At 52.9% G+C, this 23,989-nt stretch carries 9 protein-coding genes; 3 read left to right on the top strand and 6 right to left on the bottom strand.

The genetic code is table 11. The features are described 5' to 3' along the window. Positions 1 to 771 carry an IS21-like element helper ATPase IstB gene (gene istB / locus RGU75_RS14655; protein WP_322232626.1) on the top strand — a complete coding sequence of 257 codons (771 nt, stop codon included), beginning with the start codon at positions 1 to 3 and terminating at the stop codon, positions 769 to 771. Positions 772 to 787: 16 nt separating this feature from the next. On the opposite strand, the gene RGU75_RS14650 is transcribed toward istB, so the two are convergent. Together RGU75_RS14650 and RGU75_RS14645 are read right to left on the bottom strand one after the other, a co-directional pair. Beyond that, positions 788 to 2,851 carry a TonB-dependent receptor gene (locus tag RGU75_RS14650; protein WP_322237086.1) on the bottom strand — a complete coding sequence of 688 codons (2,064 nt, stop codon included), beginning with the start codon at positions 2,849 to 2,851 and terminating at the stop codon, positions 788 to 790. Between the two features lie 81 nt (positions 2,852 to 2,932). Then, complete coding sequence (locus RGU75_RS14645; protein WP_322237084.1) at positions 2,933 to 4,306, bottom strand: lysine N(6)-hydroxylase/L-ornithine N(5)-oxygenase family protein; 1,374 nt, start codon at positions 4,304 to 4,306, stop codon at positions 2,933 to 2,935. A gap of 354 nt (positions 4,307 to 4,660) precedes the next feature. On the opposite strand from RGU75_RS14645, the gene RGU75_RS14640 reads away from it, so the two are divergent. Next, complete coding sequence (locus RGU75_RS14640) at positions 4,661 to 4,795, top strand: hypothetical protein (protein ID WP_322237083.1); 135 nt, start codon at positions 4,661 to 4,663, stop codon at positions 4,793 to 4,795. Positions 4,796 to 4,912: 117 nt separating this feature from the next. Here the strand turns inward: RGU75_RS14640 and RGU75_RS14635 are convergent, their stop codons facing one another. Genes RGU75_RS14635 through RGU75_RS14620 form a run of 4 tightly spaced genes read right to left on the bottom strand, consistent with a single transcriptional unit; the run spans position 4,913 to position 21,852 of the window. Next, the gene (locus RGU75_RS14635) at positions 4,913 to 5,971 is read right to left on the bottom strand and encodes a GNAT family N-acetyltransferase (protein WP_322237081.1); all 1,059 of its coding nucleotides are present in this window, start codon (positions 5,969 to 5,971) and stop codon (positions 4,913 to 4,915) included. Further along, complete coding sequence (locus tag RGU75_RS14630; protein WP_322237079.1) at positions 5,968 to 11,013, bottom strand: non-ribosomal peptide synthetase; 5,046 nt, start codon at positions 11,011 to 11,013, stop codon at positions 5,968 to 5,970. Before RGU75_RS14630 ends, RGU75_RS14635 begins: the two co-directional genes overlap by 4 nt. Then, entirely contained in the window at positions 11,010 to 19,223 is an 8,214-nt protein-coding gene (locus tag RGU75_RS14625; RefSeq protein ID WP_322237078.1) for a non-ribosomal peptide synthetase, read from the bottom strand. Before RGU75_RS14625 ends, RGU75_RS14630 begins: the two co-directional genes overlap by 4 nt. A gap of 4 nt (positions 19,224 to 19,227) precedes the next feature. Then, positions 19,228 to 21,852, bottom strand: coding sequence for an amino acid adenylation domain-containing protein (locus RGU75_RS14620; RefSeq protein ID WP_322237076.1), 2,625 nt, complete (start codon positions 21,850 to 21,852; stop codon positions 19,228 to 19,230). Positions 21,853 to 22,137: 285 nt separating this feature from the next. Between RGU75_RS14620 and RGU75_RS14615 the strand changes: the two genes are divergently transcribed. After that, entirely contained in the window at positions 22,138 to 23,874 is a 1,737-nt protein-coding gene (locus RGU75_RS14615) for a cyclic peptide export ABC transporter (protein WP_322237074.1), read from the top strand. Positions 23,875 to 23,989: the final 115 nt, after the last annotated feature.

Raw genomic sequence — 23,989 nt, 5'->3', positions numbered from 1 at the left:
ATGATGATGCATACCACTCTGGCCCAATTGCGGACCTTAAAACTCGATGGCTTAGCGACCGGACTGGAGGAACAATTGACGCAGGCCAGTATGGCGGCGATGAGTTTCGAGGAACGTCTGGCACTCTTGGTTGATCGCGAAGTCCATTGCCGCAATGACCGCAAGCTCCTGCGCCTGCTTAAGAACGCCCACCTGAAATACGCACAAGCGGCGATTGAAGACATTGATGCCCGCTCGGGGCGTGGCATCGACCGCCGTGAAGTGATGAGTCTGGCGCTGGGAGATTGGGTCAGTGCTGGCCACAGCATTCTCATTACCGGACCGACCGGTGCTGGCAAATCGTGGCTGGCCTGCGCACTGGCACAGTACGCCTGTCGGCGCGGATACTCTGCTGTTTATCAACGCGTACCCCGTCTACAGGAAGAACTACGCATCCGGCACGGCAGCGGCAGCTTTGGGAAATGGCTGCTCCAACTCGCCAAGATCGATGTCTTGGTACTTGATGACTGGGGCATGGGCGCGATCGACAGCACGACCCGTTCCGACTTGCTGGAGATGATTGACGACCGGGCGGCAAACAGAGCGACGATTATTACCAGTCAACTTCCTGTTGACCATTGGCATGCCTGGATTGGCGACGCCACTATTGCCGACGCCATCCTGGACCGCATTCTGCAGCGCAATCATCGGCTGACACTGACCGGCGATTCACTGCGTGGCGCAGAACGACCTAAAACCAGCAAAAAGGAGAAAACTATCGACCCATCGTGACCGCAGACATTACAATTTAACCGCGTAACAACATCGCAGGCGCAGCGGTCACGATCGGCCAGAATGAGCGGTCACGTTGACCAGAATACGCAACATAGCGCGTTCCACCCGATAAAGTCAGACCAGTCAACGTTGGTACTTTGTATTCGGCTTGTAAGGCGGCTGTGAAGTTGGCGACATTGTTTGCACGTTTGCCATCAACCGTTGGATCATCACTCTTATTTTTGCTGGTCATCCATACCGCACTAGCCATCAAGCCCCAATCGCGACCCAATTCCATCCGACCCGCGACATCCAGCCCCTGATAGCTTAATGCCCCTTCCTGGATATAGACGTTACTGCTGTTCGTGAACTCCAGCCCGCGTTCGATACGGAATAAGGCCGCTTCGGCAGACCAGCCTTTTCCTTCTTTTTTGACGCCCGCTTCATACTGCTTACTCTTCAACGGTCCAAATGTATCGCCATAGTTGACTGTGCTCAGCGGTGCGGAGCCGCCCTGTTCCAGTGATTCAACGTAACTGACATAGTAGGAGACCGATGGAGCAGGCTTCCAGATCATGGCAAGCGTCGGCGACAAAGCAGTTTTGGTATAGGTGTCCGATGTGGAACCGTCCAAATTGTACGAGTGCTGCGTGTAGTTGCTATGACGCAAACCGATGATAGAACTCCACTGCGGCGTCCAATGAACCGTGTCACTCACAAACACGCCCACATTGCGCGTATCGGACGCTTTGAAGAGCGCCTGATCTACCGGCAAACCAGGATTGGCAAGCACAGTATCACGATACAGATTACCGGTACCAAGGAAGTCTTCACCCAAATTGCCGTTGATACGTTCCGCCCTTTGCATATCGGTACCGAAGGTGACGTCATGGTTAATTGAGCCTGTCTGTAATTGACCAGAAAACAATAAATTTGCTGAGTCGCTGTTCTGCTTGCTATACCAACGATAAAGGTTTTCGTTATAGTTGCCGACGTTGTCAGTCACCGTCAGAGCACTATCATAGTTGGTACGTGTCTGGCGCATGCTGCGATAGCCCGAACGCATGTCCCAACTTCCCGCAATGTTCCAGCGCAATTCTGTTCCGACGGTGGCGATCGTTGTTTCGTGATAAGTGAAATCCTGACTAAGACGATGGCTTCCATCTACTGGACTAGGCAACGCCACGCCATCAGCCAAGGTCAGCGCAAAGAGCGAACCATTCACTTTACGTTTTTGATACAGTCCGTCTAACGTCCAGACTAAACCTGGTGCGAGGCGCACATCAAAAGCCGCCGATACCGAATCGCGCTTAATCGGCGCATCAAGATAAGTCGTACCGCCTTCGTGCACCGCATTGACGCGTAAACCATAGCGATCATTTTCACCGAAACGTCGGCTAATATCGGCCTGTGCCTTGTATTGCGATTGGGTGCCATAACCCACTGTCACCATCGATATTGGCGCTTGGGTAGCGCGCTTGGTCTGGAAGTTAGCAATCCCACCCGGCGAACTGAAGCCGTACATAAAGCCGGACAATCCCTTCAGAATTTCAATCTGCTCAAAATGCTCTAATGGCAAATCAGCTTGCCATAGGACTGTGTTGAGGCCATCAACTTTAAATCCATTCAGTGTATCGAGTGCCAGCCCGCGAATGGCTATCTGAGAGTTTTCACCAGAAATATTATTATTCAGCGCTGTCACAGCGGCGTCACCCTTGAATGCATCCGCAATGGTAGTCGCCTGCTGGTTGGCGATATATTCCTTGGTTGCGACGCTCACCGAGAACGGGGTATCAAGCAACTCTTTCGTTCCCAAAGCGCCGGCACTCCCGATGTAGGCGCGATAACTGGATAATGCACTTTCATCACCCTGCTGGGCAGTGACGTTGACAGTTGGCAATTCAGCTTCGGCATGAGACGGGGCCGACAAAGTCAATAACGCTAACGCAAGCGGCGTCATACGCACAGTCCCAAGCAGAAAATTACGGCTGTGTTTATTATTTAGTTTGCGGCCAGGACTGCGGCCACTATGACCATCAACAGTATTGCGAGCACCAATATTATTGCGCGCACCATTACGACTACATATTTTCTGCATACTTCAACTCCCCTGGGGTCAAACTAACAATTAAGCCACATGGCATCAAAGCAAAAGGATCTCCCAATCCCCAACCTTGATTTAAATCGCGACGCGAAATGCCGGACTTAACTTTTCGACCGGGCAGCAACGTTGGCCGCCGGTATTTTGTTGAATACTTTTATTCTGTTTATTTAAAAGAATCCGATCATCTCGAAGAGATTCCAGAATTTCGACTGATCGCACGGCCAGTACCGACAGCAAGGTATCGCTTAGACCATGGCTATCTTCGCAACATCCTTGCAGATAAATTTTGGGTAAGAAATCACCCTTGGTACGCAAGCGATAATCACGCTCCACGTCATATCCATCGATATAGCTTTCCAAGCTGCCGAGAAGCCGTTTGTGATCGTCGCGACGATATCCTGTTGCCATCACTACCGCGTCAAATTGAATTGGCTCAGTCTCGCTGCTATCCCGTTTACATAGGGCTAACTCGACGCCACTACTACCGAGGCGCACCTCGCTCACATCACGGCCCGGCAACAGCGCATGACGCTTATTGCCGCTTACCTGCTGTTGATAGAGCAACATGTAAATTTTTTCGATTAAATCGAGATCAACCACCGAATAATTTGTACTGCGGTATTTTTCAAGGGTGGCGCGGCGTAACTCCTCCGGCTGGTGATAGATAAGATCGGTGAATTCCGGACTGAAAATTTCATTCACAAAAGGGCTATCATCGGAAGGCATCAACGCCTTGCCACGCGTGATCAGCGTGACCTCGACATCGCTAAAGCGCGACACCAGATCCATGAATATTTCAGCGCCGCTCTGACCACCACCGATCACCGCGATTCGGCGTGGTGTGGCGTTACGCTGAACTAGTGCCTCGATTCGCTCAAGATAATACGCCGCATGAAATACCCGATCATCGCGCACACCATCAAAAGCCTCAGGAATACTTGGTACGCCGCCAATGCCAAATACTACATTTCTCGCCAACCGCGTATGCGCGCGACCGCTGGCATCCAGCGAATGGACCTGCAACCGCGTTACCTTTCCGCCCTCTTTCACGGGTTCAATATCCACCACTTCCTCGCCGTAACGGCACCGATGATCAAAGTGACTTGCCGCCCAGCGGAGGTAATCGTTATATTCAATACGCGACGGGAAAAAACTCTTGAGGTTGATAAATTCCCTCAATCTGCCTTTTTCATGCAAGTAGTTAATAAAAGTAAAACGACTGGTCGGATCGCGCAATGTCGCCAGATCTTTTAGGAAAGATATCTGCATATCACTGCCTTCCAGCAACATGCTGCCATGCCAGATAAACGCAGGCTTTTTCTCAATGCAGCAATAATCCAGAGCCTTCTTACCGTGTTGTATTTGTTCCTCGATGGCGACTGCAATTGCCAAATTTGACGGGCCGAAACCAACGCCGATAAAGTCGTGCTCAATAGCAGAAATACGCATGTTCAACCTCTTGCCGGAAATGGGAGAAAGACGCACGTTATGCCACGCACATCCTGCCGATATCAAACATGACGAACGAACGATGCAAATATTTATAGACGAGAGTGAGATTCATTCACATTGAGGTTGGGTTGGGTGTTATTTCTGCGGTTCGGTTCATCAATATCTGGAACGGTTAGTGCTCCGTGGATGCTGGTCGGGGGTGGCCCGACAGCCAGTCACTTTTTCTTGCTTCGCCAAGTAAAAGTAACCAAAAAGAAGGCGACCGCAGAGGCGCTGCCCTCCCTTTGGTCGGGTCCCCAAGCATTTCAGTTGTCAGTCGGGTTGAGAAACCAACTCGCCTGCGGCTCAAACATGTTTCCCAACAATTCCCGACTGACAGCTGAAAAGCTTGGCAGTGCCAATGACGGGGTAGGTCAAAAAAAACAAATTCAACAGCAACAGCAACAGCAACAGCAACAGCAACAGCAACAGCAACAGCATTCATAGTGGATGTGATTCAGTTTGCACTAACCTGATCTACTGACCTCACATCTCAACACCCACTAAGACTTGCCCAGAACTACTATTAATCTCTGCTAACGCCTTACTGTGAACAACCTCAAGTCAGTCCGTTATCCACGGTCCTTGAGAGAATACCTCGCGTTCAAGTATTAACAACGCGGCACGTTTATGTGGAAAGTCGAACTCACGATGAAAAGCGAAACCGGTTTGCCGTAGATAGTCGATCATGCGAACGTTGTCGGCGCGGGGTTCGCACACTATTAATTGCGTACGTGGATCGTCCAGCATCACATAATGTACGAGCGAGTTCAGCCATGCCGAAATGAAGTGCGGACCACGCGCCCATTCCTCACCAACCAGCATATGTAAGCCACGGTCATAATCTGTCGCATTATAAAAGGGCGCAATACGATCCTCTTTTGCCCAATACACTTCAAAATAGCCAAAGGGCTTATCGTCCAGACAACCAATCAGCGGATGTACGTGCGGATCAGCCAATGCGTTGATGATAAACGCACGGTGCTTTTCAATTGCACCATCCTCTTCCCAAAATTTTGCCACACGCGGATTATTCATCCAGGCGTGAAAACTATCGAGATCGGTATCAAGATCCAAAGTACGCAATGTTAGCCATTGATTCAGCCAAGGAATAAAGCGTCGATAAACCGTTTTTGGATTGTTCGGTGGACGGCGTGGATGACGTTTGCCGTTGCTGATCACATAAGCAAGTGGATACGCCGCACTGGATTCAACTTGAAGCCATAAATCCGGCTGCTGAACAAACGCGTCTCGTGTGAACAAAACCTGCCCGTTGAGATCAACGACGGCAAGACCACTTCTCAACAGCGACGGCAAGGCTTGCTGATAATCCGAGAAATTCAGCTTCAATGTGTCAACCATTACATCTGTCGCGAACAGAAAATTTAACGCACCAAGTATTGCCAGCCGCAATCCCACCGCATCCGTGGTATTCAAACCAATAATCATTGCACTGCGCGTGGCACTGTCAGTTCCGCCTAGCAACAGTCGCAACGAAGGCGCATCGTCAAGCCATACTTCAAGCGCCTGTCCGTCAAGTAAGACTTTCACACGCGGCCCATCATTCAAAACAATGTCGAAACAGTCAGCAGTGCGGGGTATGGTTGCGTTGTTTTTGTTCAAGACATTTCCTTAGATGTTTGGCGCGGCACAATAGTGCGAGTGTGCGGTTTGGTAGCACACGGAAGCGATGCTCCCTTTGCCGCTGCAAGTTGTGCAATCGTCTGATGAAGAAATAAATCGGCAAGACTAAGTCCAAGTCCAAGTCCAAACCGATTTGATTGCGCCAACACTGTGAGGCAAAGCAATGAACTTCCCCCCAAAGCAAAAAAATTATCATCTCGCGCGACTGCGGCGACACCCAGCGTTTCAATCCACACTTGTGTCAATATGGATTCCCATTCGGGATACAAAGGCAGAACGATAGGCGCTATGGAGACATCAATAACGGGGGTGATTTTTTGACCGTTCGCAGGATTCATGATGGGCTTTACGATCCCGGCAATTGGCAAGTCGGGCGCATCCAGCAGCGCGGCAAGCAAAGTGGAATAATCATCCCGCAGCGCTGTTACAAACGTTGCATCGATCCGTTCAACTGCGTACGAAAAAGCCCCACACACTGCGCCATGCACATCCTCGACGACATCCAATTCGAGATCAAAAACCACCGTCCGCCGTGGTACGGGAAAGTCATCAATCTGCATTCCCGGCAAACCGGAAAGACTCTCAAAATCAGGACGTAGAAAATTGTAAAGAACCTGAAATAATGGATTTCTACCGGCCTCCCGAACTGGCGATAAGTCTTCTACCAATGAGGAAAAAGGCAGACCAACGTGCATTTGTGCCGCTAAATGTGTTTCTTTCACTGCGCCCAATAAGCTAGAAAACCCGAGCTTCGGATCAATTTGTGCGCGCAGCGTCAGAGCGTTAAGAAACAGGCCGACTACCGGCTCAATGTCGATACGATCACGATTGGCTGCAAGAATACCGATGCAATGATCTGCCTGACCGGTATGCCGATATAACAAGGCATGAAATGTCGCCTGTAACAGCATCGACAAAGTCGCACCGTTGCGTTGCGCCACATCGCGTGCACGGCTAATCAGATTAGATTCCAACGTAAATAAAAGCTGCTCGCCACGCATCCCGGGCAATTGCACCCTCTTTTGTGGGCGTGGTAAGTTAAGCGGCTTTATAGCATTGAGTTGTTGCCGCCAATAAGCGCGGTCAGTCGCATCCCGTGTCGCAGCGTCGGAATTGGCGACGGTTGGCAGCCGTTGCCAAAAAGCGTAGTCAGCATAATCAAGTTTCATTGGCGGCAGTGCGATGCTTTGGTGATCATGAAAACCACGATAAAGCGCCATCAACTCATTGAAAATTAACCCTATCGACCAACCGTCAGCAACAATGTGATGGATCGACAACAGCAAGATATGATCAGCCGCCGCCATCTGTATTAATTGCACTCGCAATAGTGGTCCATTTTCTAAATGAAATGGCCGCAAAGATTCGACTTCAGCTAACCGCTGTGCTTCTGTCTCGCGCTCAGCATCTGCCCAATGCGAGAGATCAACCAGCGTCATCTGAACCGGCGCAGGCGGATGAATCCGCTGCAACACAGAATCATTTTTTCCTTGCATGAACGTGGTCCGTAGCACCACATGGCGTGCGACTAATGCATCAAAACTGGCCTGCAATGTATCGTAGTCAAGCGCACCACGGAATCGCAGCGCACTATAAATGTTGTAGCCCGCATCTTCTGGATCAGCAAGCCAGAGCAACCACAACCCTTGCTGCGCAAATGATAAAGGCACCGACGCTTCGGGAGGACGCTTGGGTATCAGCGCTAACTCGGCACTTCTGCATTCGGTCGCTACACGCGCTGAAAATTCGCTTAAGACTGGCGTTTGAAAAAGGTATCTGAGCGGCACGACCAAACCCAGCCGACGCTGAATGCGCGCGCACATCTGAGTCGCCAACAATGAATGCCCGCCCAGTTCAAAGAAATGATCATCAAGGCCGACGCGATCCAGTTTTAATACCTCGGCCCAGATCGCGCCCAGACTGATCTCAACAACGCTTTCCGGCGCACGATAAGCGCGACCTTTCCACGTTGGCGCAGGTAACGCGCGACGATCCAGCTTGCCGTTGGCCGTCACCGGCAAGCGGTCCAGCAGCATGAATTGGGCCGGTACCATGTAATCCGGCAAACGTTGCTGAAGCTGAGATTTCAGTAACGTCCGATCCAATGGTGCACCGCTTTCTTCCGCCACCAGATAAGCCACCAGTTGCCCATCGCCCCCGTCGCCGTGGACCAATACCGCCGCTTCCCGCACACCCAAACATGCTAGCAATTGCGCCTCAATTTCGCCCGGTTCGATGCGCACACCACGCAATTTAACCTGATGATCCAATCGCCCCAAATAATCCACACTGCCGTCGCTGCGCCAACGGGCGCGGTCGCCGGTACGATACAGTCGACCGCCAGCGCAGAATGGATCAGGGATAAACCGCTCGGCGGTCATCCCTGCGCGCGCGTGATACCCACGCGCCAGTTCCGCGCCGCCCAGATAGAGTTCGCCTGCGACACCGACCGGCAGCGCATTGAGCGCGGCATCCAGCACATACGCCGAGCGTGCACCGACCGGCGTGCCTATCGGTAGATAGGCGTTATGTTGCCATTCGGCAGGATCGGTATCCGGTTGCGTGATCCAGAGCATCGGCGAAATCACGGTTTCGGTCGGACCGTAGCCATTGATCAGGGTCGCAGGGGCAAACACGGTGCGCACCAGTTCGAAGTGTTCACGCGAGAGCGCTTCACCGCCAAAGGCAAGTACCCGCAAAGCCAGCTTATCCTGACGTGCTTGCGCCGCTTCGGCCAGTTGCACCAGATAACTCGGTGGAAACGCAGCCACGGTCACGCCGTGATGCGCCAGTTGTGCGCAGGTCTCAGCCGGACTCCATAACACGTTGTCGGTAATCACCAGGCGTGCGCCAAACAGTAACGGCATCAGCCAGTACTCATGCGCCAGATCAAAGTTGATCGAGGCAAAATGCAAGACCCGATCTTCGACACTCATCTGATAACGTTCACCGATGGCCTGACAATGCCGTGCCAGCGGTCCGTGTTCGACAGTGACCCCTTTCGGTTGACCGGTCGAACCGGAGGTATAAATTAAATAGGCGCTTTGCGACGGATGAATGACCACGGCGGGCGGATGATCATATTCCGTGGAATCCTCATTTTGCACGTCCTCCACGTACAAGGTGGTCATCGAGTCGGGCGTGATTGCTACAGTCGATAATCCGCGCTGCGTGACCAGATGTTGCACACCAGCATCACTGAGCATGTAGGACAAACGTGCAGCCGGATAACGCGGATCAAGCGGCACAAACGCGCCACCGGCTTTGAGAATCGCCAGCAACGCGATGATCATCTCGGCAGAACGTTCGATGCTGACACCGACCCGCACTTCGGCTTTAACCCCGCTGGCGATCAGACGATGCGACAGCCTATTTGAGCGAACATTCAATTCATCACAACTCACAGTCGTTACGCCATGGCATAGGGCAATGCGGTCTCCGTACATCTCGGCTTGCGCAGTCAACGCCGTATGGATGGGCACAAATAGTTTTTCAACTGTTTGATCTGCTGCCGCATTCCAGCGCGTAATTTGCGCTTGTTCTGCATCGCTTAACAATGCCAATTGATTAAGGGTAATACTCGGACTTTGGGCGACTTGCTCGAGCAAGCCCAAATAATGGCCGGTCAATCGGGTAATCGTTGACGGCAAAAACAACTCTGCCGCATACACGAACGCACCGCTTAACACGCCATCTGCGCTTTCCTCGGTTGTCAACGTTAGGTCAAATTTGGCAACTGGATTACCTTCCGACACCTCATCGACAACCAAGCCATCCCACTGCGGCGTTGCACCACGAGTCTGGTGATTCGCCATTACCTGGAATAACGGATGATGGCTTGTACTACGCACATCCTGCAGCGCTTCGACCAATTGCTCGAATGGCAAATCCTGATGCGCCTCAGCACCCAGCAATGCGTCCTTCAGTTCCAACAGCAACTCCGCAAACGTTTTTTGTCCCGATGGACGAGACCGCACCACTAAAGTGTTAATAAAAAACCCAATCAATCCCTCGGTTTCAATCCGGTTTCGTCCAGCAGCGGGTACGCCAACGCGGATATCATCCTGCCCACTATAGCGGTACAAAAGCGCTTTAAAGCTTGCAAGCAATACCATGAATAACGTTACACCCTGCCCTCGGGCGAGCGTCCGTAACTGCTCTGTTACCTGCGGTGTTAACGTAAAAAATTGGCGCGCACCTTGTGACGACGGGATTGCCGGACGTTGCCGATCTGTTGGCAAAGCCAGCACCGGATGATCATCTCCCAAAGTCTTACGCCACCAATTACGCTGACGCTCGGCTTCTCCCGCTTCCAGCCAGCGCCGCTGCCAGAGTGCAAAATCGGGATATTGAATGAATAATTTCTCGGGTAAAGCTATTGCAACAGCAACGTCAAAATCAACACTGACATTAAGCCGATAGCCTTCAGCCAATTCACGCAACATCACTTCAGCAGACCAGCCATCGGAAACAATATGGTGAACCGTCAGTAATAAACAGTGGGTGTTGCTATTGCATCGAATCAGCATCACGCGCAAGAGTGGCCCGCTTGCCAGATCAAACGGACGCAAGGCCTCAGCCTTGGCTGCGCTTTCCCGCTCCGCATCAGACAAATGCTGCAAATCGACATAGCGCAGTTCCAGCGACACTATCGGATGCACCTTTTGTAGCGCTGCACCGTCAGATCCAGCTAGAAACGTGGTGCGCAATCCCTCATGCCGCGCCAGTAAGGACTGCACGCTGGCGGTCAGCGCCTCCACGTTTAATTCGCCGACAAGTCGAAGCCGTCCAGCCATATTATAAGCCGGACTTTCAGGGTCCATTTGCCACAAAAACCACAACCGCGACTGTGCGAAAGACGCCGGTAAAGCGATGCCCGCTTCGGCCTGGCTACGGGGCGGAATTGGCAACAGACTAAAGTCAATATTCTGATCCGCTAACCGCTGCAAAAATACCGAGCGCTGCGCCGGGGCGAGATCAGCGAACCGGTGTGCAAGTGCCAGCAAGCGGTCCTGATTCATAGTCCCTCCATTTCGCCAAACAGTGCATCCAGCGCATCCAGCTTGCTATCATTCAATGCACCATTCCGAGCCTGATCTACCACCTCGGCAAAACCCGCCAGTGTCGCGGCTTCGAATACGCGACGTAACGGCACGCTGACCTGAAGCTCTGCCTTGAGTCGTGATATCACTTGCGTCGCCAACAACGAATGTCCACCCAGACCAAAGAAATTATCAGCTCGCCCGATTGCCTTAACACCCAACACATCACGCCAGATCGCGGCGATGTGTTGCTCGATTTCAGAGATCGGCGCTTCGTCATCAACACTCTGCCAGATCGGATCCGGTAGCGCTTTACGGTCTAACTTACCGTTTGGTGTCAGCGGCATCTTTGCCAGCGTCACCAGTTGTGCTGGCACCATAAATGCAGGCAGATGCTGTCCCAGATATTCCAGAAGCGCGATCGACACTACTTCCTCAGGGAGCACGCCATCATAGCGTACGACATACCCAATCAACTGCTCACCGCCATGCGCCACCACTACCGCTTCTGCCACAGAAGAATGCATTAACAACAGCGCCTCAATTTCGCCCAATTCAATCCGCAAACCCCGCAACTTCACCTGATGGTCAAGTCGACCGAGATACTCGATTACCCCATCATCCCGCCAACGCGCAAGGTCGCCGGACCGATACAGGCGCGCACCAATTCGAAAAGGATCTGGTACAAAACGCTCTGCCGTGAGCGCAGGACGTGCGTGATAACCGCGCGCCAATCCAACGCCACCGATATAGAGTTCTCCAGCAACACCGGGCGGCAGCGGGTTAAGTGCATCATCCAGAATATGAATTTGCGTATTCGCGATAGGACGTCCAATGGGGACCGATGCACCGTGTTCGCTCACACAAAGATGATGCGTGACATCGATGGATGCCTCGGTTGGACCATACAAGTTAACCAACGTTGCGTGCGGCAAATATTCTTGCGTGCGCACAGCCAGTTCAGCCGATAGCGCTTCGCCACTAGCAACGATACGCCGCAGAGTCGCACAGTTCGACACACACACCGGCCCACTCTCCAGCGCAATGTGCGTCACAAAAGCTTGTAGCATCGACGGCACAAAATGTAAGGTCGTGACGGCATGTTGCGCAATCCGCGCAACCAGCTTAGCCGGATCGCGATGTTCGCCCGGGGCCGCGATAGCAAGACGCGCACCGGTCATGAGCGGCCAAAAAAATTCCCATACTGATACGTCAAAGCTAAAAGGCGTCTTTTGCAACACTGTATCGGTAGCATTCAAACCATAGGAGTCCTGCATCCACGATAAACGATTGCACAAAGCGCCATGACTGTTGCCCACCCCCTTGGGCTGTCCGGTCGATCCTGAAGTATAAATCAGGTAAGCCAGTTGCTCTGCATGCACGTCCACATCGGGTCGGTGGGTCGGCTCGTTCGACACATCCTCGACATCGACATAAAACAGGTGAGCAGCAGTCTGCGCAATTTGCGGTACATCGATAATCGCAACTTCGGCATCACTTTGTGCCTCGCTCCATTGATGCTGGGTCAATACCAAAGTCGGCGCGGCATCCTCCAACATATATGTACGCCGCTCAGCCGGATAATCCGGATCAATCGGCACGTACGCCGCACCCGCTTTCAGCACCGCCAGTAATGCAACAACCAATCCAAACGAGCGCTCAAGGCAAACGGCAACGCGATCATCTGGTCGCACACCCAAGCTAATTAATCGATGCGCCAGTTGATTGGCCCGTTGATCCAGCGCACGATAATCCATCGTTGCATCGCCAAACAATAACGCGATAGCCGCCGGTTGCAATGCAGCCTGCTGTTCGAACAAACGATGCACCGGCGTTGCGTCAACGTATTCTGTATCAGTTGCATTCCATGCGACTAATTGTTTGTGCTCGGCATAAGTTGGCATGGTCACTCTGCCCAAAGGCCGCTTGGCATCTTGCATCAAATTATCCAGCAGCACGACAAAGTGCGCATGTAACTGACGTATCTCATTCTCTCCAAACATCGTGCGATCAAAACCATATTCGACCGACAGCGTTTGCGCATTATTGACCACTAAGGTGAGCGGATAGCTGGTTGATTCGACATTCACCAAATCACTAAAGCGTAACGAAGGAAAACGTGAATTAACATCCTGCTCGGTCCACTCTCGCGCTACGGGATAGTTCTCGAACACGATCAGACTATCGAACAATGCTTGTCCCGCCCATCCCGCCCATCGCTGAATGTCAAACAAAGGCGTGTGCTGATGTTCACGCATCACCAGATTATCGGCCTGTAAAGCAGCTAACCAATCCTCCACCGATACGGCTGCGGACGGCGTAACAACCAACGGCAGCGTATTAATGAACAAACCAAGGACCCGATCTACATCAACCAATTCAGCCGGACGACCGGCGACAGTTACGCCAAAAGCGACCGTAGACTTACCGGTGTAACGTTGCAGCAACAAACTCCACGCGCCTTGAATGAGCGTATTAAATGTAATCCGGGTTTCACGTGCAAACTGTTGTAAACGTGTGGTATCGGTAGCGCTCCAATCAAGTGATAACGTGCCGTAACCGAGGCCAGAAGCTTTAGCAGAAAAAGCGCCAGCCAAACGCGTCGGCTCATCGAGCGTAACAAAACGGCTTTGCCAAAACTCGCGGGTGGCGGCGATATCTTGTCCCGCTAAGTAAGCGATATAATCCCGATAGTTGGATCGCCCTGCGCCTTGTACTGGCGAACCAGCGTAGTGACGCACCACTTCTGCCCATAATTGCGCTGTACTCCAACCATCCAGCAATAAATGGTGGCGGGTCCAGATTAACCGATACTGGCTGTCGGTCAACCGCACCAAGGCCAGTCGCATCAGCGGAGGACGCGCCAGATCGAACGGTTGCTGACGCTCGCGCTCGCTTAAACCGGCCAGCGCCGCCTTTTGATCCGCGTTATCTGTTCGCCAGTCATAGCGATCCATCACCAAACGCGCGGTGCGGTGCACTACCTGTTGCGGCTTCTCAATACCATCATGCCAGAATCCCGTTCGTAAAATAGCGTGGTTATCTACCGCCGACTGCCACGCCGCGGCCAGTCGGTCAGCATCTGGATCCGTCAGGGTCATGGATAACTGATTCACGTAAGCCAATTCTTCCGGGGCTAACAATGCGTGGAATAACAGCCCTTGTTGCAACGGTGTCGCCGGATAAATGTCGTCGATTTCTCGCGCTAATCCGGGAAGGTGTTTCAACTCGCTCGGTGTCAAAGCAGCTAACGGAAAGTCAGACACCGTGATACCGCCCGATGCTGGCAGGCAACAGTGTTCAATCAATGCAATCAGTTCGACGCGATAATCCTCGGCTAAACGATCAATCGTCGCGGCATCGAACATCTCTCGGCTGAAGACCCACGTAAGAGCCAGTTCACCATCCGAAACCTGTCCATGAATTGCCAGCCAGTTGGTTAAGGGCCCACTACCGTCGCGCTCCATTCCCGATTTGCCAAATACCGGCCGAAGCAGCGCGTCTTGCACAGCGCCGGAGTCAAACTGTCCAAGATAATTGAAGGTGACACGCGGCTTTGGCAGTGCCGCGATCTGTGCGCGGTCGTCGGGGCTTGACAGGCTTTTTAGCAGTCCAAAACCGATTCCTTTATTTGGCACATTGCGCAAAGTTTCTTTGACCGAACGAATCGCTACGTCAGTATCCCCTTCTGCCATCAAGCGCACCGGAAAGTGACTAGAAAACCATCCCACAGACCGCGACAAATCCACGTCATCAAATAGCGCTTCACGCCCATGCCCTTCCAGCTCAACTAACACCTCGGGCGCGCCGGTAAAGCGACACAACACCCGACCAAGCGCGGTCAATAAAAGATCATTCACCTGTGTCCGATAAGCGGCTGGCGCATCCTTTAATAGCTTGCGCGTCAGTTCGCGGTTAAGTGTCACCACGCTCTGCGCGCCATCGGCCACGCGGCTTGCGCCATTGACCTTATCTTGCGGCAATGCAATACCAGAACAATCGACCAGCGCCAGCCAGTAGGGCAACTCGGCCGCCAATTCTTTACCCTGCGCATAATCGGTCAGGCGCTCGGCCCATTCGGCGCCGGAGGTTTCCGGCGGAGTCAGTCGAACCGACTCACCGGCAACCAGTTGTCGGTAAGCGACATTAATATCTTCCAGCAGAATACGCCAGGACACGCCATCCACAGCCAAGTGATGAATCGCCATAAACACTGTTTGTGTACCGTCGGAATGCTCGGCAAGCATCGACCGAAACAGTTGTCCGGCATGGATATCCAGACTCTTATTGACTTGATCGCAGAGAGATTCAAGCTGCGCGTCATCGGTAAAATGACGCAACCATAGCGCGTCATCCATCACACCATCCGATACTAATTTTGCGCGCCATTTACCATCTACCGTGCGTTCATAGGCACAACGCAAGGAAGCATGCAGCGCAAGGACCGATTTTAACGCCTGATTAAACAGATTTGGATTGAGCACTTCACTCACATTAAAACGTAGCGCCTGATTCCAGTGATTGGCGTTTGCGATGTTCAGTGTGAAAAAATGTTCTTGTACCGGCGTCAGCAGCAAACTTCGACCCGCAACTGGCGCGGCCTCACCCAGGGACACAGGCGCCGCAGCGATCGCCACCAGCGGCACAGCTGCGCGTGCCAACGTCGCCACAGTTTGATTTGCAAACAACTGCTTCGGTGTCAATTTCAGGCCCTGTTTTCGCGCCCTTGCAATGATCTGCAAACTGAGGATAGAATCGCCGCCCAGCGCGAAGAAATTATCATCCAGTCGCACCTGATCAATCCCAAGAACTGTCTTCCAGATAGCAATCAGGGCTTGCTCGTTATCACTCATCAATGGTGACGGCGGTGGCGGCGCTGACAACTGTATCTGCGCAGCGAGTCTTCCGATTGTCTGATGTTCGAATAGCTGCTTAGGGGTTAACCGTATGCCTTGCTTTCGTGCGCGAGCGATGATCTGCAAGCTCAGAATCGAATCGCCGCCAAGCGCAAAAAAGTTATCATTCAGCCCGACTTCATCAATGTTTAATACCGCTTTCCAAATTGCTGCCAGCGCGCTTTCCGCTGTGGACATGACTGACGTTTCCGAACTCCGCACAAGGCCTATTTTCGGTAGCGCTTTGCGATCAAACTTACCGTTAGCCGTCAACGGCATGCGCTCCAATATGACCAGATGCGCCGGAACCATGTAGTCCGGAAGACGTTGTGCCAGTAGATTTCTGATTGCAACAATATCCAGCACCTTGCCTTCATCGACCACCAGATAGCCAATCAACTGATGCCGACTTTCGTCATCGTTAATCGCCGTGATAATCACTTCGGCAGCAGCGACATCTGGCAGTGAGCGCAACGCCTCTGCGACTTCCGACAGCTCAATCCGATAGCCACGAATTTTGACCTGATCATCGGCCCGACCAAGAAACTCAACTACACCGCTTGCCAATAAACGGACCCGGTCACCGGATCGATAAAGCCGTGCGCCATCGGCGAATGGATGCGGCACAAAGCGTTCTGCGGTTAAGTCAGCACGACCCAGATAACCACGCGCCAGTCCTGCGCCACCGAGATAAAGTTCACCGACTGAACCCAACGGAACAGGACTAAGATTAACGTCGAGCACCAAAGCCTCGGCATTTGGCAACGGAACGCCGATGGGGACATTGATGGACGCCGCCGGTGTGGCCGCCTGTTCGAATGACACTTCTTGCGTCAGAATACCAACAGTCGTTTCAGTCGGACCATAATGATTAATCACGCGGCAAGTCGGCTGCAATCGATGCACCGTCTCGCATAAACTCCAGGACAACGCTTCGCCACCCAGAATCAGCGCATGGCGTGGCAAAACATCAGCTGATGTAGCCGCTTGCAACAGGCCTTGCAGATGACCCGGCACAATCTTTAACACGCCAACCTGATGCGTAGCCATGTAAGCGGCAAAGCGGTCGGGATCGGCCACACAATCCGTTGAAATCAGATGCAACAATCGTCCTGAACACAGTGCGCCAAACAGCACGGTATGACCAAGATCGGCAGCGACCGTCGATATCATCGCCATGCTTTCCCCCAGCAACAACGTTAAACGAGAAAGCATCCCGCACACGTAATCGGCCAACGCACCGTGGGTAACTATGACGCCTTTCGGACGACCGGTAGAACCGGAGGTATAGATCAAATAAGCAGCGGCAAGCGGGTCTGGACGATAGGTTAATGGCGTCGCATCAAATGTCGACCATACCGCGTCGGCGCTGAGAGAAATGACACTCGCCCCAGTTGCGCCCGCGGCAATAGCACCGTCGATATCACCCAGCACGCACTGCACGCCGGCGTCTGCCAGCAAAAAGGCGATCCGTTCGGTTGGCAAAGTCGGATCAATGGGGAGGTACGCCCCACCGGCCTTCAATACCGCCAGCAAACCGAGTACCAGTTCAGGTGAGCGCGCTGCGCATACTGCCACGCGCAACTCGGCTCCATGGACCGTTATCTGGCTTATCAAATAATGCGCCAGACGGTTAGACGCTGCATCCAATTCAGAAAAGCTGATGCCTTCGCTTGTGTGCTGGTCGCTTGTTTGCTGACCGATCTTTTGTTGAACCTGATATTGCAAAGCCCGTGCATCCGGGTTAACCGCTACGCTGTGCGCCCACGCATCCATAATATTAAAATCTTGTGTATCGAGCCGCTCGCCTTGTAAAGAAAAATCGGCTGCATCGGTCGGCAATCCCAGCGTCGCCAAATGAGATGCTGGCGTGGCGACGATCTCGCTCAACAAATGGACGTAGGCGTCAGCAAAGCCAAGCACGCGTGCCGCATCAAACATATCGGTCGCGTAGCTGAATGTCGCCTCAACGCCTTGCACGCCATCCGTCACATCCAGCGACAGATCAAAACGCGCCGCATGATCCGGTAACGGCAGCAATTGCACCATCAATTCCGGCAAGGCGATGGCCTCTGGCAACGCAATCTGCTGGGTAAATTTCACCTGCACCAAAGGATTGTGGCTCAGACTGCGCTCTACCTTCAATGCATCCACCAGCACATCAAATGGCAAATCCTGATGCGCCTGTGCGCCCAGCGTGGCGCTCTTTACCTGCGCCAAAAAATCATCAAACCGCTGCCCACCATCGACTGTTGTACCTAAAACCTGGGTATTCACAAAGAAGCCGACCACGCCTTCGATTTCGCGCCGCGTACGTCCAGCCGTTGACACGCCAACACGAATCTCAGACTGACCACTCAGACGCGACAGCAACAATTGGAACGCTGCAAGCAACACCATAAAAAGGGTCGCGCCACTGCGCTGTGCGAGCAAATGCAAGTCGACCGACAGCGCCTCGCCTATCGCAAAGGAATGGCGTGCGCCGTGTAAATTACGCGTAGCTGGACGTGGCCGGTCGGATGGCAACGTCAGCACCGGATGCTCGGTACCGAGCGTTGCACGCCACCAGTCCAGTTGACGTTCGCGCTCACCGGCTTCCAGCCAGTGCCGTTGCCACAATGCATAGTCAGGATAGTGCACCGTCAACGTTGGAAAAACAGGGTTTTCTCCCGCGCAAAAGGCGCGGTAACAGACAGCGAATTCTCGCAGCAACAACTCCACCGACCAGCCATCGGAAATGATGTGATGCTGGATGAATAGCAAACGATGCTCGCCATCGGAAAGACGAATCAGTCGCACGCGTAATAGCGGTCCTGCTGTCAAATTAAATGGCCTTAATGTCTCTTCTTTAGCTACGCGATTCGTCTCGACGATCCGCTCCGATGGAGCAAGTGCTGAAAAATCTGACTCCGTAATAATGACTGCTGATGGAGAGTGGATTATTTGCTCGGGCTGCGCGTCGCCCACTGCGGTGTTGCCAAACGTTGTCCGCAAGGCCACATGGCGCGCAACCAAAGCATTAAGACTAGCTTGCAATGCCGCCCGATCCAGTCGTCCGTTCAAGCGCAGCATCGCGGGGATATGATAGGCAGTGTTACCCGGCTCCATTTGATCGAGAAACCATAAACGCTGCTGTGCAAACGAGAGCGGCAACATACCCTCCGTCGGCGCTGGTACGATAGGAAGACGAGAAAAATCAATGCCTTTAGCTGCGAGGGCTTGCAAAAATTTACTGCGTGCGGCAACTGGTAGCGCGATAAAACGGCGCGCAATATCGACTTTATCAAATGACATAAAATTAGTTCTCCAAGGCTTGCAACAACGCGTCCATATCGGACAAATCGTCCGCTTCAGTCAATCGCGCCGCGCCAACATGTCGGGACAGATGTGCGGCGCACTGCGTAAGGGTAGGATGTTCAAAAAAATCAGCTAACGACATATCAATTAACAGTCGTTCGCGTATGAGCGCAGTCGCTTGAGTCGCCAACAATGAATGCCCGCCCAGTTCAAAGAAATGATCATCAAGGCCGACGCGATCCAGCTTTAATACCTCGGCCCAGATCGTGCCCAGACTGATCTCAACAACGCTTTCCGGCGCACGATAAGCGCGACCTTTCCACGTTGGCGCAGGTAACGCGCGACGATCCAGCTTGCCGTTGGCCGTCACCGGCAAGCGGTCCAGCAGCATGAATTGGGCCGGTACCATGTAATCCGGCAAACGTTGCTGAAGCTGAGATTTCAGTAACGTCCGATCCAATGGTGCACCGCTTTCTTCCGCCACCAGATAAGCCACCAGTTGCCCATCGCCCCCGTCGCCGTGGACCAATACCGCCGCTTCCCGCACACCCAAACATGCTAGCAATTGCGCCTCAATTTCGCCCGGTTCGATGCGCACACCACGCAATTTAACCTGATGATCCAATCGCCCCAAATAATCCACACTGCCGTCGCTGCGCCAACGGGCGCGGTCGCCGGTACGATACAGTCGACCGCCAGCACAGAATGGATCAGGGATAAACCGCTCGGCGGTCATCCCTGCGCGCGCGTGATACCCACGCGCCAGTTCCGCGCCGCCCAGATAGAGTTCGCCTGCGACACCGACCGGCAGCGCATTGAGCGCGGCATCCAGCACATACGCCGAGCGTGCACCGACCGGCGTGCCTATCGGTAGATAGGCGTTATGTTGCCATTCGGCAGGATCGGTATCCGGTTGCGTGATCCAGAGCATCGGCGAAATCACGGTTTCGGTCGGACCGTAGCCATTGATCAGGGTCGCAGGGGCAAACACGGTGCGCACCAGTTCGAAGTGTTCACGCGAGAGCGCTTCACCGCCAAAGGCAAGTACCCGCAAAGCCAGCTTATCCTGACGTGCTTGCGCCGCTTCGGCCAGTTGCACCAGATAACTCGGTGGAAACGCAGCCACGGTCACGCCGTGATGCGCCAGTTGTGCGCAGGTCTCAGCCGGACTCCATAACACGTTGTCGGTAATCACCAGGCGTGCGCCAAACAGTAACGGCATCAGCCAGTACTCATGCGCCAGATCAAAGTTGATCGAGGCAAAATGCAAGACCCGATCTTCGACACTCATCTGATAACGTTCACCGATGGCCTGACAATGCCGTGCCAGCGGTCCGTGTTCGACAGTGACCCCTTTCGGTTGACCGGTCGAACCGGAGGTATAAATTAAATAGGCGCTTTGCGACGGATGAATGACCACGGCGGGCGGATGATCATATTCCGTGGAATCCTCATTTTGCACGTCCTCCACGTACAAGGTGGTCATCGAGTCGGGCGTGATTGCTACAGTCGATAATCCGCGCTGCGTGACCAGATGTTGCACACCAGCATCACTGAGCATGTAGGACAAACGTGCAGCCGGATAACGCGGATCAAGCGGCACAAACGCGCCACCGGCTTTGAGAATCGCCAGCAACGCGATGATCATCTCGGCAGAACGTTCGATGCTGACACCGACCCGTGCCTCGGCTTTTACCCCGCTGGCGATCAGACGATGCGCCAGCCTATTTGAGCGAATATTCAATTCATCACAACTCACAGTCGTTACGCCATGGCATAGCGCAATGCGGTCTCCGTACATCTCGGCTTGCGCAGTCAACGCCGTATGGATGGGCACAAATAGTTTTTCAACTGTTTGATCTGCTGCCGCATTCCAGCGCGTAATTTGCGCTTGTTCTGCATCGCTTAACAATGCCAATTGATTAAGGGTAATACTCGGATTTTGGGCAACTTGCTCCAACAACGCCAGATAATGGCCGGTCAATCGGGTAATCGTTGACGGCAAAAACAACTCTGCCGCGTACACGAACGCACCGCTTAACACGCCATCTGCGCTTTCCTCGGTGACAAGCGTTAGGTCAAAAAAAGGCGCACCCTCAAGTTGTGGCGCGTTGTTCGAATACCACATTTCCTCGCCGAAAGGATGGTGAAAAGCAGCGACCCGACACAAGTCTTCATCACCATCCAACCCATCTGCAAAGCATTTTTTTTGCTGTAAAGCGAGCAACGATAATGGCAACGGATGCGCCCGCGCATCGTTTAATGCTGCGTCAACATCGGCCAATAATGATGATACCGGCTGCCGTCCTAGTGGCTGAATTAATGACAAATATGCATCTTCCGCGCCCGACACCGCCACCCGCAACGCCGACTCGCCGCTATATCGATGCAGCAGCGCAGCAAATGCGGATAAAAATGTACCTTCCAGGCTGTGTCGCCCATCTCGCTGGCAATGACGCAACCGACTAGTTAACAGATCGGTCAGCGCAAAAGGATGGCGCACAACCTGATGCGAACGCGGAAAACGCCGCGGCCGGTCATAAGGCAATACTAATTGCGCGTCGGCATCCCCTAATTTTGCTTGCCAATACGGAAGATGGCGCTCAACGCCTGTCGCATTTCTCATTTCTTACCGTCTTTTCTTCTCGTCATTTCATTCGTCAATAACCGTCAAACCTCGCGGTTGTAATGGGATGACGAATGGGGTCAGCACTTTTTAAGCATGACCTTCACCCGAAAAAAAAAGACGCTAATAAGATTTACGCAAAACCTTCTCAACAAGGCGCGCCGACGACAGTACGTTAGTCCAGCCAGGAGAGCGCAACGCAATTGGGGCGATTTTGCGACAGTCCTGGCTAATTATTCTCGCCTCCCAATCGTCTAATCAATGACACCCACTTTTGCGAATACGATGAAGACTCCACCGCGCCAAAAAAATCGACCGGCAACCCGGCTTTTACTGTCACTCCTATATCGTTCGCGCTGGCCGCTCGCTATAGCGTTAATTGCCTGCGTCGTCAATGGACTTTCCAGCGTGTCGCTGGTCGCGCTCATCAACCATGCGCTGACAGCCACACCCGAGGCGCTCACGCCGCTGGCCTGGAAATTTGCGGGGCTGGCCGTGCTGACGCTGGTAAGCCGGATTCTGGGTGGCGTACTGTTTGCACAACTCAGTCAAGGCACGATGAGTAAAATGCGCGAACATATTTCCCAACGCGTCGCCAGCGCGTCCTATCGCGATGTCGAAAAATTGGGTGCAGCGCGTGCACAATCGATCGTTACCGAAGATGCGACCAATGTGTCGATGCTTTTCTTCGCCCTACCCAATCTGCTTATGCACGGCTCCATCGTCGCCGGTTGCCTTGGATATCTGGCCTATTTGTCATGGCCAGTATTCTTCCTGGCAAGCGCAGTCGTCGTCATCGGTTCGCTAGGCTATCGACTCGGCGATGCCCGTGCCATCAAGGCGCTAGAAGCTGCTGGCGTGGCGCAAGACAAACTGTTCGGCTACTTCAACGCCTTATTCGCCGGTGCTAAAGAGCTAAAATTACATCGCGAACGCGCCCGCAGTTTTATGCACGAATCACTGAATCCAGAGATTGACGCAGTGCGCTTGCATCGTACCAAGGCGTTCGTATCGTATGCCGTCGGAGTCGGCTGGATTTTGTTTCTATTCTACGTATTCCTCGGCGTAGTGATTTTTCTGCCAAGTCAAATTGCCGTCATCGATTTCAAGGTTCTGGCCGGTTATGTGATCGTATTTCTATTCATGCTGGTGCCGCTGGATGGTGTACTCAACAACCTGCCAACACTCAACGCCGCCCGCGTCTCGCTCGGCCGTATAGAGAACGTTTTGCAGGAACTCCAAGACGTTGAAAACGACACTACGTCCACGACATTTGACGACTTCCAACAACTATCCATCAGAGGACTGACGCATCGCTACTATCGCGAAAAAGAAGACGGCATGTTCCAGTTCGGCCCCATGGACCTGACCTTCAAACCCGGTGAATTAACATTTTTAGTCGGTGGAAATGGTAGTGGAAAAACCACCCTGGCAAAGTTATTAGTAGGTCTTTATACGCCAGAAGGTGCCGATGTACGCGTCAACGGACACATCATTAACGACGTCAATCGGCCGCAATACCGTCAACTTTTCTCAGCGGTATTCTCAGACTTTCATTTGTTTGAATCGCTGCTTGGTATCAGTTCCAACGCCAACGGAAAACCAGGTGATTCAAGCGATCTGGACGCCCGTGCCAATGCACTGCTGGCAAAACTCCATCTAGATCACAAAGTAAAAATCGTCAACGGCGCCTTTTCAACACGAGAACTATCGCAAGGCCAACGCAAGCGCCTAGCGCTGGTTGTCGCCTATCTCGAAGACAGACCGTTTTATCTGTTCGATGAATGGGCAGCAGATCAAGACCCCATGTTCAAAACCGTGTTCTATCAGGAATTATTGCCAGAGTTGGCAGCACGCGGCAAAGCCGTACTCGCCATCACCCACGACGACCGCTATTTCCACCTGGCGGATCGCTGTATCAAGCTGGAAAATGGGATGATTGTTGATGAAGAGGTGCAATCGAACGGGGGAACAAACCAATGCTTAACATCAACTTTACCCCTGCAGGTAAAAACGTATTAGCGCGCATTGAACTGATGCACAACATACGCAAAGGACGGCCCAAAATGGAAATATCCGATGAAATGTCTTTTGCCAACCAATTTTATAGTTTGGCGCGATAAATCCGTTCAGTTTA

Source organism: Glaciimonas sp. CA11.2 (genome assembly GCF_034314045.1).
Classification (GTDB): domain Bacteria; phylum Pseudomonadota; class Gammaproteobacteria; order Burkholderiales; family Burkholderiaceae_D; genus Glaciimonas.
The sequence above is the reverse complement of the archived record's forward strand: the minus strand, read 5'-3'. Positions and strand labels throughout refer to the sequence as shown.